Raw genomic sequence first — 15,944 nt, forward strand, 5'->3', positions numbered from 1 at the left:
CGGATGCCGGCCAGATTCAGGCGCATTGCCGAAGAGCGACGCGCGGCTTGCCCTGTCCTGATTGACGGCAAGCCCGTCGAGGCGCTTGAGGGCGACACAGTGCTGACGGCGTTGATGCTGTCGCGCGGCTTTGCCCGTTTGTCCGAGTTCGCCGATGGCGAGCGGGCGGGGTTCTGCCTGATGGGCGCCTGTCAGGATTGCTGGGTCTGGACGGGTGAAGGCGAGCGGCTGCGCGCCTGTTCCACCGCCGTACTTCCGGGCATGGATATCAGAACCGAGGTTCCGGAGGGGTTATGGCCGATTTGCGCGTCGTGATCGTGGGCGCCGGCCCCGCCGGTACGCGTGCCGCCGAGACGCTGGTGCGGGCGGGGCTCCGCCCCGTCGTCATTGATGAGGGAGATCGCAGCGGCGGCCAGATCTACCGCCGCCAGCCGCAAAATTTCCGGCGTTCCTATGCGGCCCTTTACAGCACGGAAGCGGGCAAGGCGAAGGCTTTGCACGAGGCATTCGACGGGCTTTCAGACCACATCGATTACCGGCCGCAGACCCTGGCATGGGCAATCCGCGACAATCGCATTCATATTCAGCGCGCAGAGACATCCGAAGCTGTCAATTTCGATGCCCTTATTATCGCATCGGGTGCGACCGACCGCATCATGCCTTTGCCGGGCTGGACGAGACCGGGATGTTTTTCGCTTGGCGCGGCGCAGATATCCCTGAAGGCGCAGGCCTGCGCGATAGGGCGTCGCGTGGTTTTCATGGGCACGGGACCGCTGCTTTATCTCGTGGCTTATCAATATATGAAGGCAGGCGCGGCCCCCGTGGCGGTGCTGGATACCACGCCGTTTTCCACGCAGATCAAGGGTCTGCCGGGGATGATCGCGTGGCCGTCGCAGCTCCTCAAGGGCATGCGGCTCGTTGGGGCCTTGCTGGCTGGCGGGGTAAGGATCGAGCGAGGCATTGTGCCGTTAGAGATTCTCGGTGACGGTGAGAATGGCGTGACCGGTATCCGCTACCGGAATGCCTCCGGTGAGGAAACACGCCTCACCTGCGATGCGGTCGGCATGGGTTATCATCTGCGGGCGGAAAGCCAGCTTGCCGATCTTGCCGGATGTCGCTTTTCCTTTCATCCGCCGATCCGGCAATGGTTGCCGGATGTGGACGATATGGGGCGCAGTTCGGTGGCGAATGTCTATCTGGCGGGCGATGGCGTGCGTATTCTCGGTGCAGATGGTGCGGAAGCCTCCGGCCGGCTTGCCGCCTTCGCGCTTCTTGAGGATCAGGGTTTGAAGCCATCCCGCGCGGAGATCGGCTGCTGTCAGAAGCAATTGAGAGCTGCGAGGCGCTTTGCGCAGGGAATGGCCCGGGCCTTCCCCTGGCCGCACCAGTTGGCGCAGGCGCTTGCCGACGACACGATCATCTGCCGCTGTGAGGTGGTAACGGCGGGAGAGCTGCGCGCGAGCGTGACCGGCAAGGGCGCAACGGAGGTCAATCGCTTGAAAGCTTTCTCGCGGGCCGGCATGGGCCGGTGCCAGGGGCGGTTCTGCGGGCAGGCGGGACAGGAGATTGTCGCCGCCGCCTCTGGTCTGACGGTGGAATCGGCGGGACGGCTGCGCGGGCAGGCGCCGGTAAAACCGTTGCCGCTGGCGATTGTGAGGGGAGACGATAATGCGTAACGCGCTTGCGGAGGCGGATGTCATTATTGTCGGCGGGGGTATTGTCGGAACGGCCACGGCATTCTTCCTGCGGCAACGGGGCGTCAGCGTCATTCTGCTGGAGCGTTTCCTCGTCGGCCAGCAGGCGAGCGGCACCAATTTCGGCAATGTCCGTCGTCAGGGCCGTTACCTCGGGCAGCTTCCGCTCGCCAACAGATCGCGGGATATCTGGAGCCGCATCCCGCAACTGACCGGTGCGGATGTGGAATTCATGCCCGTCGGCCATATCCGGTTTCTCTGGACGGAAGAACAGATCGCCACGGTCGAGAAATACCGCGACGATGCCGCGCAATATGGTCTGGAGTTGCATATCCTCCCGCGCGAGGTCATCCGGCAGAAATTCCCCTTTATCGGACCGGAAGCGGTTGCCGGATCATGGTCGCCGCATGATGGTCACGCCAATCCGCGCCTCGTCGCGCCCGCCTTCGCCCGTGCGGCGCGGCGGGACGGTGCAAGGATCGTGGAAAATTGCGAGGTTTTGGCCATCGAAAAGGCCGGTGAGGATTTCCGGGTGATGACGGCGGAAGGGGATTATCGCGCGCCCGTGGTGCTGGTCGCCAGCGGCGCATGGGGCGGCGGTTTTGCCGGCGCTTTGGGCGAGGCGGTGCCGCTGGAGGTTGCCGGCCCGCAAATGGGCGTGACGGAACCCTTGCCATGGTTCATTCACCCGGTCGTTGGCGTTTCCACCAAAATTCCCGGTGAAGTGATCTATATGCGGCAAATCCCGCGCGGAAACGTCATTTTCGGCGGGGTGAAACGATGCGCCGCGGCGCTGGACGAACGCCGGGCGAAATACGATCCCGCCGGGCTCGATGCCCAGCTGCGTCAGCTTCTGCGGCTGGCACCCGCTTTGCGCCATGCCCGGCTGATCCGCACCTGGTCCGGCGTGGAAGGCTATATGGCCGACGATCTGCCGGTCATGGGAGACAGTGCCGCAACCTCCGGCCTTTATTATGCCTTTGGCTTCAGCGGCCACGGTTTCCAGATCGGCCCGGGTGTCGGCGACGTGATGGCGGAGCTGATAGCGACCGGAAACACCACGACGCCGATTGCGGATTTTCACATCGGCCGTTTTCGTCGTGGTCAGCCTGTCGCATCCCACTAAGCGAGGATCAGAAATCCGCGACCTTGCCCCAGGACGAATTCAGGAAACGGCTGGGGTGATAGGGGGCGGCATCGACGATCGGGTTCGAGCCGGTCACGATATCGGCGATCAGATGGCCGGCGCCCGGCCCTATGCCGAAACCGTGGCCGCTGAAACCGGCGGCGAGAATGAAGCCGGGCAATTCGCTGGTTTCGCCGATGGCGGGCACGCCGTCGGGCGTGCTGTCGATGAAACCGGCCCAGGCGGCGGAAATCTGCGTTTTGCCGAGGGCGGGCAGAAGCTCCAGCGCCCTTCTATGGGTCTCGCGGATGGCGGCGGCGTTGGGTTTCGGATCGAGAATACGAACCCGCTCCATCGGTGTCGGCGCATCGAGCCGCCAGCGTTTCAGCGTCTCGTGGCCGCCGCGAATGCCTTCCAGCCCGCCCGGCCGCAGGCTTCGCCAGCGCTTGAGGAACATCGGGATGAATTCACGGGCAAACCGCATCTGCTGCGCCGTCGGGTCAATGCGCCCCAGCCCGCTGATGGCAAGTGTGTAACCGCCGTCTTTTCTCTTCGTTGCCGAAACGGCGGCGGTGTGCAGCGCATCCGGCAGCCCCTCCGCACCCGGTGTGACGGAGAGGATGGAAGAGCGGACGGAGGCCTGCGGGAAACGAATGCCAAGCTGCCGGCAAAAGGACGACGCCCAGGCCCCGCCGGACATGATGGCGGTTTTGGTGCGGATCGTGCCTTTTTCGGTGACGACGGCGCTGACCCGGCCGCCTTCCGTCTCAAGCCCGCGTGCGGCGCAATTCTGATGCACCGTGCCCCCCAGCTTGATGATGGCGCGCGCCACGGCGGGTGCTGCCATGGAAGGATCGGCCGTGCCGTCCGTCGGCGAAAACACGCCGCCCTTCCAGCGCTTTCCCGTGGATCGGCCACGTTCGCTCGCCTCATCGGCGCTCAGCATATGGGTCGTTACGCCTGCGGTAATAGCAAAGTCGCGCCAGCGCGCCCAGCCGGCAAGTTCGGCCTCATTGTCGCTCAGGTAAAACAGCCCACAGCGGCGAAAACCCGTGTCCTCGCCGCTCTCTGCGCCAAACTCTTGCCAGAGCGCCAGGCTCTTGGTGGAAATCGGCAATTCACGGGCGTCGCGGTTCTGCTGGCGGCACCAGCCCCAGTTGCGGCTGGATTGCTCGGCCCCGATCAGGCCCTTTTCGACCAGCGCCACTTTCAGGCCGCGCCGGGCAAGATAATAGGCGGCGAAGACACCGACGATGCCGCCGCCGATAATGACGGCGTCTGCGGATGTCGGCAGTTCCGGCGATGTCGTGATCTGTTGCAGCGGGGCGGGCATGGTCGGACTCCTTGTATTCGTCCTAATTTACCTCAGCCGGCGTGTAAACGCTGCCAGACTCCGCGTCTTGCCGGAATCTCCTGCTGTTGGGCGAGGCCTCTGCAACTCTTTATGCTGCATCAAAAAAATATCCCCACGTCGACAGGGCTCGCCCATGTGGTAAGATTTCCTTTGCCGCGCCAGAATTTTATGCCGCGTGTTCAAAAAACAAAAAAGGGGTTCCGCACGTGATGAAACTTGACCGGATCGATATCAAGATCCTCTACGAATTGCAGAAAAACGGTCGCATCACCAATGTCGAGCTGGCGGAGCTTGTCAATCTGTCGCCAAGCCCATGCCTGATGCGGGTGAAGAAGCTGCAGGCGGAAGGTTATATCGAGGGTTATTCGGCGCAGATCAACATCAACAAGCTCGGCCAGACGCTGACGGTGTTTACGGAAATCACGCTGAAGAACCATCGCCAGATCGATTTCGCCCGCTTCCTCGGCGTTGTCGAAAAGATCGACCAAGTGGTGGAATGCCACCTTGTTTCGGGCGGTTACGATTACCTGCTGAAATTCGTCACCTCTGGCATCGTCGAATATCAGTCGATCATGGAGCGGCTGACCGATATGGATGTCGGCATCGACAAATATTTCAGCTTCGTGGTGCTGAAATCGCCGATCATCAAGTCGCATATGCCGCTGACCAGCCTGTTTCCGCTGTGAGGTGGAGGGAGCGCCTCAGGCATCCGCAGAACCGATGGATTTGGGAAGGCGTTGCATTCACCCTCCGTCACCCCGGACTTGATCCGGGATCCAGCGCGATCAAGTCTTTGATCGCATGAGACTCATTTCACGACGCAGACGTGTCGTGGCTGGATGCCGGATCAAGTCCGGCATGACGCAGGAGAGGTTCTCTTACCTGTTTGGCATTCGTCCAGCTCACCTTTTCGAAAACGCCCGCACCAACTCCGCATCCTGCTGGAGATTGTCGAGCCATGTCGGGTCGAGTTTCGGCACCGAGGAGAACAGCAGTTTCGAATAGGGGTGGGAGGGCGATTTGATCGCTTCGGTTTCCAGATGCTCCACCTTCTGCCCGCCATACATCACGACGATCTCGTCGCAGATGGTCTCCACCACCGAGAGATCGTGGCTGATGAAGATATAGGAGAGGTTCAGCTCCCGCTGCAGTTCTCCGAGAAGATCGATGATCGCGGCCGCCACCACGGTATCGAGCGCAGAGGTGATTTCATCGCAGATGATGAGCGAGGGTTCGGCGGCAAGTGCGCGGGCGAAATTGACGCGTTGCTTCTGCCCGCCGGAAAGGCCGGAAGGGTGGCGGTGACGCACCGAGCGCGGCAGCTTCACCATATCGAGAAGCTCATCGATCCGGGCGTCGCGCGCCTTGCCTTTCATGCCGTGATAGAAGGTCAGCGGCCGGCCGAGAATATCCTCGATGGGTTTCGAGGGGTTGAGTGCGGTATCGGCATATTGGAACACGATCTGCATCCGGCGCAGCTGGTCGCCGGTTCGACGCCGTGCATCCGCATCCAGTTCCCGGCCTTCGAAGATGACATGGCCGCCGGCCGCCGGCAGAATGCCGGCGATGGCGCGCGCCAGCGTCGATTTTCCACAACCGGATTCGCCGATGATGCCGAGATTGCGACCGGGATAGACCGAAAGGCTGACGTTATCCACCGCACGCACCAGCGGCATCTTGTCTTCGCCCTTCGTTCCGTAACCGGCGATCAGCTTTTCGATATCCAGCAGCGGCGTTGCCTGCTCCTGCTTCGCGGGTGTGATGACACGCGCCTTGTCATGAAAGGCCGTCAGCAGTTCCTTCGTGTAGGGATGCTGGGCATTTTCGAGGATATCCGTGGTCGTACCGGTTTCCTGAACCTCGCCGCCTTTCAGCACAACGATCCGGTCGGCGATCTGGGCGACGACGGCGAGATCGTGCGAAACATAAACGCCGCCGATGCCGTTCTTGCGCATCGCCGATTTGAAGGCACGCAGAACCTCGATCTGGGTCGTGACGTCGAGCGCGGTGGTGGGCTCATCGAAGATCACCAGCTTCGGATTGCCGATCAGCGCCATTGCGGCGGAGAGGCGCTGAAGCTGGCCGCCGGACACCTGATGCGGGTAACGCTCGCCGATGGTCTCGGGGTTCGGCAGCGACAGCGCCTTGAAAAGTTCCACCGCCCGTGTGCGTGCTTCCTGCGGCGGCATCAGATGGTGGATGCGGGTGACTTCGATGACCTGATCGATGATCTTTTGCGCCGGGTTGAAGGCTGCGGCGGCGCTCTGCGGCACATAGGCCACTTTTGTGCCGCGGACTTTGGCGCGTTCGGCTTCGGAAAGCTGCACCATGTCCTGGCCCGCCACCTTGACGCTGCCGCCGGAAATGCGGCAGCCCGGCCGGGCATAGCCCATCAGGGTCAGCGCGATGGTGGTCTTGCCGGAACCGCTTTCGCCGATCAGCGCGACGATTTCGCCATCGGCGATGTCGATGTCCACGCCTTTGATGATGTCGATACGGCGGCCGGAATCGGTGGTGGCCTCGACTTTCAGTCCACGGATTTCAACGAGATTGCTCATTATTCGCTCCTGTCGCGGATTTTCTGCGGCAGATTGTCGATCAGCAGGTTGACGCTGATCGTCAGGCTGGCAATGGCCAGCGACGGGAAGATGACGGCGGGGGCCGCAAACGGCAGGCCGCCGATGTTCTCACGCACCAGCGCGCCCCAGTCCGCATTCGGCGGCTGCAGGCCGAGGCCGAGGAAGGAAAGGCCCGATAAAAGCAGCACGATGAACACGAAGCGCACGCCAAGATCGGCTAGGACGGGCCGGACGATGTTCGGCAGGATTTCAGAGCCGATGAGGTAGAACAGGCTTTCGCCGCGCACCCGGGCGACGGTAACGAAATCCATGGTGTTGACGTTGACGGCGAGCGCCCGGGCGAAACGATAGGCGCCCGGCGTATAGATGACCGACAGCGTGATGATCAGCACCGGAATGGAAGAGCCGACGGCGGCGACGACCACGAGGCCGAAAAGCTTGCTCGGAATGGAATTCACCGCATCGAGAAACCGGCTCAGCGCCGCATCGAACCAGCCGCCGATGACGGCGGCGCACATGCCAAGCACGACGCCGGAGGTGCAGGCGATGGTGACAGCGGCGAGCGATATACCGACCGTGAAACGCGCGCCCATGAGAATGCGGGAGAACACGTCACGGCCGAGATAATCGGAACCGAGCCAGAGATCGGAGGTCATCGGCCCGAAATAATCGAGATCGACGATCTCACCGACCGGATGCGGAATGAGATAGGGCGCGAAGATTGCGACCATGGCCCAGAAAAAAATGACGAGAAAGCCGAAAACGCCGACTGCGTTGATCTTGTAACCCAAACGCGAGGTCCCCGAAGTTGTTGTGATATTCTCGGCCATCAGCGCAGCCTCGGATTGGACATGATGGCGATGATGTCCGCCGTCGTGATGAGGAGGAGATAACCGACGCAGAAGATCATCGCGCAGCTCTGGATCAGCGGCAGGTCGCGGGTTGCGACGCCATCGACCATCAGCTTGGCAATGCCGGGATAATTGAAGATCGTTTCGACGATGATGACGCCGCCGACGAGATAGGAAAGCGACAGCGCCACCGCATTGACGATGGGACCGAGCGCATTGGGAAGCGCATGGCGAAGCACGATGCGCATCCGCGGCGCACCCTTCAAAAGCGCCATTTCCACGTAGGGCGTATCCAGCGTCTCGATCACGGCGGCGCGGCTCATGCGGATCATCTGTGCGGAAACGACGAAGGTCAGCGTGATGACCGGCATGGCATAGACCCGCAGCACATCGAAAAGCGTGTGAACTTCGCTCACCAGCGACAGCGCCGGCAGCCATTTCAGATAGACGGCGAAAAGTAGCACGGCGAGTGTGGCGATCATGAATTCCGGCACCGAGATGACGCCGATGGTCAGCACGGTGACAACCCGGTCATACAGCGTTCCGCGCAGCATGGCGGAGCTGATGCCGAGGGTCAGCGCCAGCGGTACGGCGATGATGGTGGTAATGCCGGCAAGCTTCATGGAGTTGACGAAGCGCGGACCGATAAGATCGGCAATCGCCATGTTGTTGGCGTAGGACGTGCCGAGTTCACCCTGCAGCAACCCCAGAAGCCAGCGCACGAAACGCAGCAGGGCCGGATCGTCGAGATGCATGGCGGTGCGCAGACCGGCCACGGCTTCCGGCGTGGCCGCTTGGCCAAGAAGGATCGTTGCCGTGTCGCCGGGCAGCAGGCTGGTGGCCGAAAAGACGATAAACGACACGATAAGCAGCGTCATCAGCATGACGACCAGCCGCCTGGCGATAAGGGATAATATCCGGCTGTTCATTCACATGCTCCTGCGACGTGCCTGATTGTGGAGGCTTTCCGCAACGACGGAAAGGCTGCCGGGCGCATTTTCGCGCCCGGCTCCATGGTCTATCAGGCTTCGAGCCAGACGTATTCCGCAAAGGCATAACCCATCATGCCGCCGAGCGGATTGGCTTCCAGCCCCTTCAACTTGGAGGTGATGGCGTCGACATTCGAAATATAGGCGGGAATGATGGTGCCGGCTTCGTCGGCGATCATCGTTTCCAGTTCGAAGTAGATCTGCTTGCGCTTGTCCATATCGAGCATGCCACGTGCTTCGAGCATCAGCTTGTCGAATTTCGGCGACTTGTACTGGCTTTCGTTCCACGGTGCGTCGGAAGCATAGAGCAGCGAGAACAGGATATCCGGTGTCGGGCGCGGGTTGATGTTGCCGAAATGGACAGGCGCCTTCAGCCAGTAATTGCTCCAGTAACCGTCCGAAGGCACGCGCTGCACATCCAGCTTGACGCCGATTTCGGCGGCGGAAGCCTGGATGATCATCGCCATGTCGACGGAAGAGCTTGCCGCATCCGATGCGATGACCGGAATGGATTGGCCAATGAGGCCGGCTTTTTCGAAGTGGAACTTCGCCTTGTCAGGATCGAAGGCTTTCGGCTTGAGGTCCGGATTGTGATAGGGGCTCATCGGCGGAACCGGCTGGTCGTTGCCGACTTCACCGAGGCCGCGCAGGGCCGCCTTGACGATCTGCTCGCGATTGACGATCGACTTCATGCCGGCGACGAAATCGGCATTGTTGCCCGGCGCCTGGTCGAGACGCATGTTGAGGTTGGTGTAGTTTCCGGATGTCGTCTTGGACAGAACGACACCGTCCTGCTTGTCGAGCAGGCGCAGCGCACGCGGGTTGATGGAGGCCGCCAGCTGGATATCGCCGGAAAGAAGCGCGTTGACGCGGGCATTGTCGTCCGAAATCGCCATGAATTCGAAACTGTCGATGTGTGGGCCGCCGGACTTCCAGTAATTGGTGTTCTTGGCCATGATCGAACGCACGCCCGGCTCGAACTTTTCGAGCTTGAAGGCGCCGGTGCCGTTGCCCTTGGAGAAATCCGTGGTGCCATCGGCAACGATCATGAAATGGTGCAGGGCCAGAATGGACGGCAGGTCGGCGTTCGGGTTCGCCAGCGTGATTTCGACCGTGCTCTTGTCGAGAGCCTTGAAGCCGGTCATCTGGGCGGCGATCTTTGCGACCTTGGAACCGACGGCCGGATCGAGATGTCGCTTCAGCGAATAAACCACGTCGTCGGCCGTCAGGGCCTTGCCGTCATGGAAGGTGACGCCTGAACGCAGCTTCACCGTCCAGGTCTTGGCGTCCTTCGTTTCGATAGCTTCGGCCAGCTCCAGCTGCGGTGTGCCGGAAACATCGAGGAAGCTCAAACGGTTATAGAGCGCGCAGCAACGGACATAGTCCGTCGAAAGCGAGGCTTTTGCCGGATCGAGCGTATCGGCGGTGGAGGAGGACCAGCCGGCAGCTTTCAGCGTGCCGCCGGATACCGGCGTTGCGGCCACGGCGCCAGAGGCGCGGCCGAGGATGGCCGAACCGGCGGAAAGGGCGACGCCGCCCGCCAGCAGCATGTGAAGCAGCTCACGCCGCGTTGCGCCGCGTCGGATCGCCTGTTCAACGGCGGCATCGTCGGAGCGGGTCCAGTTTGTAATCCTGTCACTCATGGTCTTCCCCTTTTGTATGATTTGTTGAAATGCGTCTGAAGAAATTTCCGGCTGCCGCATCCCAGTTCGCGGCGCGCCATTGGCGGGGCGGCTCAGCCGCCCGTCTGTTTCACTGCTTCGGCAAGGCCGGCCATGGAGGTGAAGTGGTAGTCCGGCTCGGTAAAGTTTTCCGGTTCGATCGTGCCGCCATATCCTTTCTGGGCGTGGCGACGCTCGATCCAGCAATTCGTCATGCCCAGTTTTCGGGAAATGCCGATATCATGGTACTGGCTTTGCGCGACGTGCAGAATGTCGTCCTTCGATGCGCCCTCGCTTTCCACAAAGGCGAAGACCTTTTCGAAGAAGGCGGGATCGGGTTTTTCGGTGCCGGTGTCATCCGCCGTGAAAGCGGCATGAAAGGGATTGCCGAGTTCCTTCGAGAAATATTCGAAGGCCCAGCGCTGGGCGTTGGTCATGGCGATGAGGCGATGCGTCTTGGCAAGTTCGGCCATGGCGGCGCGGCTGTCTTCAAAGCCTTTCCAGCTTTTTGCCGCATCGCGCAGGCGTTCACCGAATGCGCGTTCCGCCGGCAGGCCAAGTTCGGGAGCGATGATCAGGTATACGCGGACGAGGTCATCCGGAAACAGGTCGGTCGCGTCGGAATAACGGGCCGCGCGGTAAAGCGCGAGCGCCTTTTCACCATCGACCTCCACGCCGTTTTCCGCGCCGATTGCGGCCAGCGTCGATTTCAGGCCGCCTTCGAAATCGATGAGGGTCCCCACCACGTCGAAGCTCATATATTTGAAGTCGCTCAGTTTTTTGGGCAATGTCGGTCTCCGCTTTGCCGCCTTAAGCCTCTTGGGGAGCCTGCGGCAGATTATTCTGTTCCCGGACGGGATCCTTGCCCCGTTCCCATTTACGATTACGCCCTTTTTTATGGCGTTTAGTGCCGTTTGCATTAATAGTTTGGCACTTTCGGCACACCGGATTCGCCGAAATGGATCGGCTCTTCGGCAGAATATTGCGAATATGCGGTGCGTTGCGACATTTCGAGAGGGTGCCGCAACGCCACCCGGCTATCGCCTCAGGCCATGGCGGCCCGCACCGCGGGGTCTTCGAGCGTCTGGTCGAGGGTCTTCAGCGTCCGCTCGATGATGGCGTCGATCTCGCTGTCGGTGCAGCAGAGCGGCGGCGCGTAACCCAGAATACCGTTCGCAAAGGCGCGCACGATCAGACCGTTTTCCCAGGCGCGGTCGAAAACTTTTCGCGCGGGGGCGGCTGCGCTCGGCAAGGGTGTTTTCCTGTCCTTGTCGGTCACGAGTTCTACGGCGGCGAGCATGCCGCGGCCGCGGACATCGCCGACCAGCGGATGGCTTCTCAGGCTCTCAAGCCCCGCCATCAGCCTTTGACCGGCGCGGCGGCCGTTTTCCAGCAGCCCGCCCTCGTAAAGTTTCAGCACTTCGAGACCGACGGCGGCGCTGACGGGATGGGCGGAATAGGTGTAGCCGTGCCCGATTGCGGCCTCGCCTGCGAAGTCGGCTATTGTATCATAGACGTGGTCCGCCATGAAGACGGCGCCCATAGGCACATAGCCTGACGTGAGGCCTTTGGCGGTCGTGATGAAGTCCGGCACGATGTCCTCGTCTGCACAGGCAAAGAGCGGTCCCGTGCGGCCGAAGCCGGTGATGACTTCATCGGCGACAAAGAGAATACCATAGGAACGGCAGAGGTCGCGCATGGCCTTGATCCAGCCCGGTGGTGGGACCAAAACGCCGCCCGAACCCTGAATGGGTTCGGCATAAAAGGCGGCGACGCGGTCCGGGCCGATGGCCTCGATCTTGTCCTTCAGAATTTGCAGGGAGGATGTGATGATGGCAGCCGGATCACTGCCTGCCGGATTGCGATAGGCATAATGCGACGGAATTTTGTGCTGCCAGTCATAGGGCACGCCGAAACCCGCATGGAATGCGGGCAGCGCAGTGAGGCCGGAGCCGGCGGTGGTGGAACCGTGATAGCCCTGTTCGATGGAAATGAACTGGTCGCGCTGCGGCTGGCCTTTCGCATGCCAGTAATAACGGATGAACCGGATGGTGCTGTCCACGGCATCCGAACCGCCAAGCGTGAAATAGACATGGTTGAGGTCACCCGGCGCGCGGTCGGCAAGCTCAGACGCCAGCCGGATCGCCGGTTCGCTGCCAATGTCGAAATAGGCGGTGGCATAGGGCAATTCACGCATCTGCTTTGCCGCCGCTTCAACGATGCTGTCGTGCCCGTAGCCGGCATTGACGCACCACAGGCCGGCAAATCCGTCGATCAGCTGATGGCCGGTCATGTCGGTGACGGTGGCGCCGCGTGCCGATTGCAGCACCCGCACGCCGAGCTTTTCATGGCCGCGGAAGGAGGAGACGGGGTGCACCAGATGGGCGCGATCCAGTTCGATCAGTGAATTGCTTAACATGGGTCTCTCCGGATTCAGCCGAGTGCCTGGCTGGTCAATGCGAATGTTTTCAGTTTTTTGTCGGCGGGGATTTCGGTTTTCGACCGGCGCATTGCGATGCCGCCGCCGACATGGCCAAGACCGCGTTCGGCAAGCCAGGGGGCAAGCCCCGTATCGGTCGTGGTGTCCACACGAAGGAATGCGCCGGGACGTTCAGAAAACACGAATGCGATCAGATCTTTCGCGATTTCAGCGTTTTCCGCCACGACCGGGCCGATGACTTCGCCACGTCCGAAGGCGCGAAGTGCTGCAAAGCCCTTGATGACTCCCTGTTCCTGCACGAGCGCGAAACGCGCCCTGTCGGCAAGTGCTGCAAAGAGGTCCGTGCGATCCGCACCGAAAGCCTGCGCATCGAGCGCGGCGAGTTCGTCCGGATCGATGGTTTCCGCCCAGATGACACCTTCCGGCCTGTCGGTCGCGGCCGGAATGCCCTGGTGCTGGAGCACCTCGCCGCAGGCGGCGAAGCCTAGCTTTTCATAAAGGGGCAGGCCGTCGGCCGTGGCGACAAGACGGCACTCGCGATTTTCTGCTGCGTCCAATGCCGCGCCCATCAGCCGGCGTCCAAGGCCGCGGCCGCGCATGCTCTCGTCCACGATCACCATGTTGACGGTGGCGCAGGTGTCTCCAAGAATCGTCGCCATGGCGGTTCCGACGACGCGCCCGTTTTCCAGGGCGACGAAACCCTTGCTGAGGGAAAGGACCAGCGCCCAGTCTTCTTTCCGGTGCGGCCAGCCGGCCTGGCGGGAAAGTTCAACGGCCGCGTCGAGGTGGTGCTGTTGAAACGTTTGGATATCGATCAGGCTCGCCTGCATGCCGGAACTCCGTTTTTCTGCTTATTCATTGATAGACCGATGCCGAAAGAAGATTGTCCCGACAAATGGGAAGGTTCGATATGTTTCGCTGTTGCTTTTATCCGCCGCCGCATCTTATGCCGCGTCCTGTTCGTGTCGGTCGATAAAGCTGGGGCAGGAGAAGACTGTCGGTTTGCCCCAGCGCAACTCTCTGCCAAACTGGCGGCTGGATACGCAACAATCTGCTTCCGTGACCGGCAATTGCGGTGCGCCGATCAGCCAAAGGCCTCTATGATCTCATTATTGCAGCCACCACCAATCCCCAAGCAAGGATGACGACGAGATGACCATCTTCCGCCCGAAATACATCACTTTCGATTGCTACGGCACGCTCATTCATTTCCAGATGGCAGAGGCTGCCCGCGATCTCTACGGTGATCGTCTGGGAGAGGCGGAGATGGAAGAGTTCATCAAGAATTTTTCCGCCTATCGTCTGGACGAGGTCATGCATGACTGGAAGCCTTATGCAGAGGTCGTCCACAATGCCCTGTCGCGCACCTGCAAGCGCAATGGTGTAGCCTTTAAGGATGAAGATGCAGCAATGGTCTATGAGCGGGTTCCGACGTGGGGGCCGCATGCCGACGTTCCGTCGGGTCTTTCCAAGGTCGCCAAGGAGATCCCGCTGGTCATTCTGTCCAACGCCATGAACTCACAGATCATGTCGAATGTCGCAAAACTCGGCGCACCCTTCCATGCCGTCTATACGGCCGAACAGGCACAGGCCTATAAACCGCATTTCAAGGCGTTCGAATATATGTTCGACATGCTCGGTTGCGGCCCGGAGGACATCCTGCACGTGTCGTCCTCCTTCCGCTACGATCTGATGTCGGCCCATGATCTCGGCATCAAGAACAAGGTCTGGGTCAACCGTGGCCATGAACCTGCAAATCCCTATTACGGTTACACGGAAATTTCAGACATTTCCGGCCTTGCGGGCGTTGTCGGACTGTAAGAGAGGACATTGATCATGAAGCTCGTCTCCTATTGGCACGACACGGCGCCCCAGTTTTCCGGGGCGGCGCAAGGTCCTGTCGAAGGCCATTATGATGTGGCCGTCATCGGCGGCGGCTTCACGGGTCTCGGTGCCGCGCGCCAGCTTGCGAAAGCCGGTGCGCGCGTCGTCGTTCTGGAAGGGCAGCGCGTGGGCTGGGGCGCTTCGGGCCGCAACGGTGGCCATCTCAACAATGGCCTTGCCCATTCCTATCTCTCCGCCAAGGCGGAACTCGGCAAGGAGCGGGCTATCGCGCTCTACAAGGCGCTCGATTCCTCCATCGATACGCTGGAGGCGTTGATTGCGGAGGAGGGGATCGAGTGCAATTTCCGCCGGGCAGGCAAGCTTAAAATGGCGTCGAAACCGCAGCATTTCGAAGGTCTGGCGAAGAATTTCGAAGCGGTTCACGCCGAAGTCGATCCCGATACGGCGCTTCTTTCCGCAGCCGATCTAAAGTCGGAGATCGGCTCGCCCTTTTATGGCGCCATGCTCTCGAAGAAGAGCGCGATGATGCATATGGGCCGCTATGTGGCCGGCCTTGCCGAAGCCGCCAGCCGTCATGGCGCGGTGATCTTCGAAAATGCGGCGGTGACGAAGCACATCCAGAACGGCAGGACCCACGAACTGGAAACCCCGCGCGGCAAAGTGACGGCCGACAATGTTCTGGTGGCGACCGGCGCCTACACGCCGTCCGGCTTCGGTTATTTCCGTCGCCGCATCATCGCGGTCGGCAGTTTCATCATCGCCACGCGGCCGCTGACGGATGCCGAGATCAAGGCCTCGGTTCCCGGCAATCGCACCTATGTCAACTCCATGAATATCGGCAATTATTTTCGTCTGGCGCCGGACAATCGCTTGATCTTCGGCGGCCGCGCCCGCTTTTCCGCGACATCCGACCAGCGTTCCGATGCCAAGAGCGGCGCGATCCTGACGGAAAGTCTGCATCGCATCTTCCCGCAGCTTTCCCATGTGCCGATCGATTATTGCTGGGGCGGACTGGTAGACATGACCAAGGACCGTTATCCGCGCGCCGGTTTCCATGACGGCGTCTGGTACGCCATGGGCTATTCCGGCCACGGTGCGCAACTTTCCACCCATCTCGGCATGATCATGGCCGACGCCATTCTGGGACGGCCGGATAACAATCCCCTGAAAGGGCTGGACTGGCCGGCGGTGCCGGGTCATTTCGGCAAGCCGTGGTTCCTGCCGCTGGTGGGCTTTTATTACAAGATGCTGGACAAGATTCAGTAGAAGGGCTGTTCGTTTTTCCGTCATGCCGGACTTGATCCGGCATCCAGCCACCGCGCGTCTGCGCGGTGAAAGAGTCTTCTGCAATCAAGGACTTGATCGCGCTGGACCCCGGACCAAGTCCGGGGTGACGGAGTGTAAA

The 15,944-nt window shown here is 61.0% G+C and carries 14 protein-coding genes; 6 read left to right on the top strand and 8 right to left on the bottom strand.

From position 1 onward, the window contains the following. The first annotated feature begins 3 nt into the window (after positions 1 to 3). The 3 genes from F3H58_RS07500 to F3H58_RS07510 are packed head-to-tail and all read left to right on the top strand — an operon-like array spanning position 4 to position 2,820. Positions 4 to 315 (top strand): (2Fe-2S)-binding protein, encoded by a 312-nt coding sequence (locus F3H58_RS07500; RefSeq protein ID WP_149741754.1) that lies wholly within the window; start codon positions 4 to 6, stop codon positions 313 to 315. Beyond that, a complete protein-coding gene (locus F3H58_RS07505; protein ID WP_149741755.1) occupies positions 294 to 1,676 on the top strand; it encodes an FAD/NAD(P)-dependent oxidoreductase in 1,383 nt (460 codons plus the stop codon). The genes F3H58_RS07500 and F3H58_RS07505 overlap by 22 nt, the downstream gene beginning before the upstream one ends. Further along, positions 1,669 to 2,820, top strand: coding sequence for an NAD(P)/FAD-dependent oxidoreductase (locus tag F3H58_RS07510; RefSeq protein ID WP_149741756.1), 1,152 nt, complete (start codon positions 1,669 to 1,671; stop codon positions 2,818 to 2,820). The genes F3H58_RS07505 and F3H58_RS07510 overlap by 8 nt, the downstream gene beginning before the upstream one ends. Before the next feature lie 7 nt (positions 2,821 to 2,827). Here the strand turns inward: F3H58_RS07510 and F3H58_RS07515 are convergent, their stop codons facing one another. Beyond that, the gene (locus F3H58_RS07515; protein ID WP_149741757.1) at positions 2,828 to 4,153 is read right to left on the bottom strand and encodes an NAD(P)/FAD-dependent oxidoreductase; all 1,326 of its coding nucleotides are present in this window, start codon (positions 4,151 to 4,153) and stop codon (positions 2,828 to 2,830) included. A 230-nt stretch (positions 4,154 to 4,383) separates the two neighbouring features. Here F3H58_RS07515 and F3H58_RS07520 point away from each other — a divergent pair, with 230 nt between their 5' ends. After that, the gene (locus F3H58_RS07520; RefSeq protein ID WP_003506856.1) at positions 4,384 to 4,860 is read left to right on the top strand and encodes an Lrp/AsnC family transcriptional regulator; all 477 of its coding nucleotides are present in this window, start codon (positions 4,384 to 4,386) and stop codon (positions 4,858 to 4,860) included. A gap of 216 nt (positions 4,861 to 5,076) precedes the next feature. Here F3H58_RS07520 and F3H58_RS07525 read toward each other — a convergent pair whose 3' ends face one another. From F3H58_RS07525 to F3H58_RS07555, 7 genes are all read right to left on the bottom strand, one after another. Beyond that, entirely contained in the window at positions 5,077 to 6,732 is a 1,656-nt protein-coding gene (locus F3H58_RS07525) for an ABC transporter ATP-binding protein (RefSeq protein WP_149741758.1), read from the bottom strand. Continuing rightward, complete coding sequence (locus F3H58_RS07530) at positions 6,732 to 7,583, bottom strand: ABC transporter permease (protein WP_149741759.1); 852 nt, start codon at positions 7,581 to 7,583, stop codon at positions 6,732 to 6,734. Before F3H58_RS07530 ends, F3H58_RS07525 begins: the two co-directional genes overlap by 1 nt. After that, positions 7,583 to 8,533: an ABC transporter permease gene (locus F3H58_RS07535; protein WP_149741760.1), complete on the bottom strand. Its 951-nt coding sequence runs from the start codon at positions 8,531 to 8,533 to the stop codon at positions 7,583 to 7,585. Before F3H58_RS07535 ends, F3H58_RS07530 begins: the two co-directional genes overlap by 1 nt. 92 nt (positions 8,534 to 8,625) lie before the next feature. Next, the gene (locus F3H58_RS07540; RefSeq protein ID WP_149741761.1) at positions 8,626 to 10,236 is read right to left on the bottom strand and encodes an ABC transporter substrate-binding protein; all 1,611 of its coding nucleotides are present in this window, start codon (positions 10,234 to 10,236) and stop codon (positions 8,626 to 8,628) included. 92 nt (positions 10,237 to 10,328) lie between these two features. After that, positions 10,329 to 11,042 (bottom strand): HAD-IA family hydrolase, encoded by a 714-nt coding sequence (locus F3H58_RS07545; protein ID WP_003524662.1) that lies wholly within the window; start codon positions 11,040 to 11,042, stop codon positions 10,329 to 10,331. A gap of 257 nt (positions 11,043 to 11,299) precedes the next feature. After that, positions 11,300 to 12,673 (bottom strand): aspartate aminotransferase family protein, encoded by a 1,374-nt coding sequence (locus F3H58_RS07550; protein ID WP_149741763.1) that lies wholly within the window; start codon positions 12,671 to 12,673, stop codon positions 11,300 to 11,302. Positions 12,674 to 12,687: 14 nt separating this feature from the next. Then, complete coding sequence (locus tag F3H58_RS07555; RefSeq protein ID WP_149741764.1) at positions 12,688 to 13,524, bottom strand: GNAT family N-acetyltransferase; 837 nt, start codon at positions 13,522 to 13,524, stop codon at positions 12,688 to 12,690. A 322-nt stretch (positions 13,525 to 13,846) separates the two neighbouring features. Between F3H58_RS07555 and F3H58_RS07560 the strand changes: the two genes are divergently transcribed. After that, positions 13,847 to 14,515 carry a haloacid dehalogenase type II gene (locus F3H58_RS07560; protein WP_149741765.1) on the top strand — a complete coding sequence of 223 codons (669 nt, stop codon included), beginning with the start codon at positions 13,847 to 13,849 and terminating at the stop codon, positions 14,513 to 14,515. A 15-nt stretch (positions 14,516 to 14,530) separates the two neighbouring features. Further along, positions 14,531 to 15,805 carry an NAD(P)/FAD-dependent oxidoreductase gene (locus F3H58_RS07565; protein ID WP_149741766.1) on the top strand — a complete coding sequence of 425 codons (1,275 nt, stop codon included), beginning with the start codon at positions 14,531 to 14,533 and terminating at the stop codon, positions 15,803 to 15,805. The last annotated feature ends 139 nt before the right edge of the window (positions 15,806 to 15,944 follow it).

The organism is Rhizobium sp. NFACC06-2, assembly GCF_900101425.1.
GTDB lineage: Bacteria > Pseudomonadota > Alphaproteobacteria > Rhizobiales > Rhizobiaceae > Agrobacterium > Agrobacterium leguminum.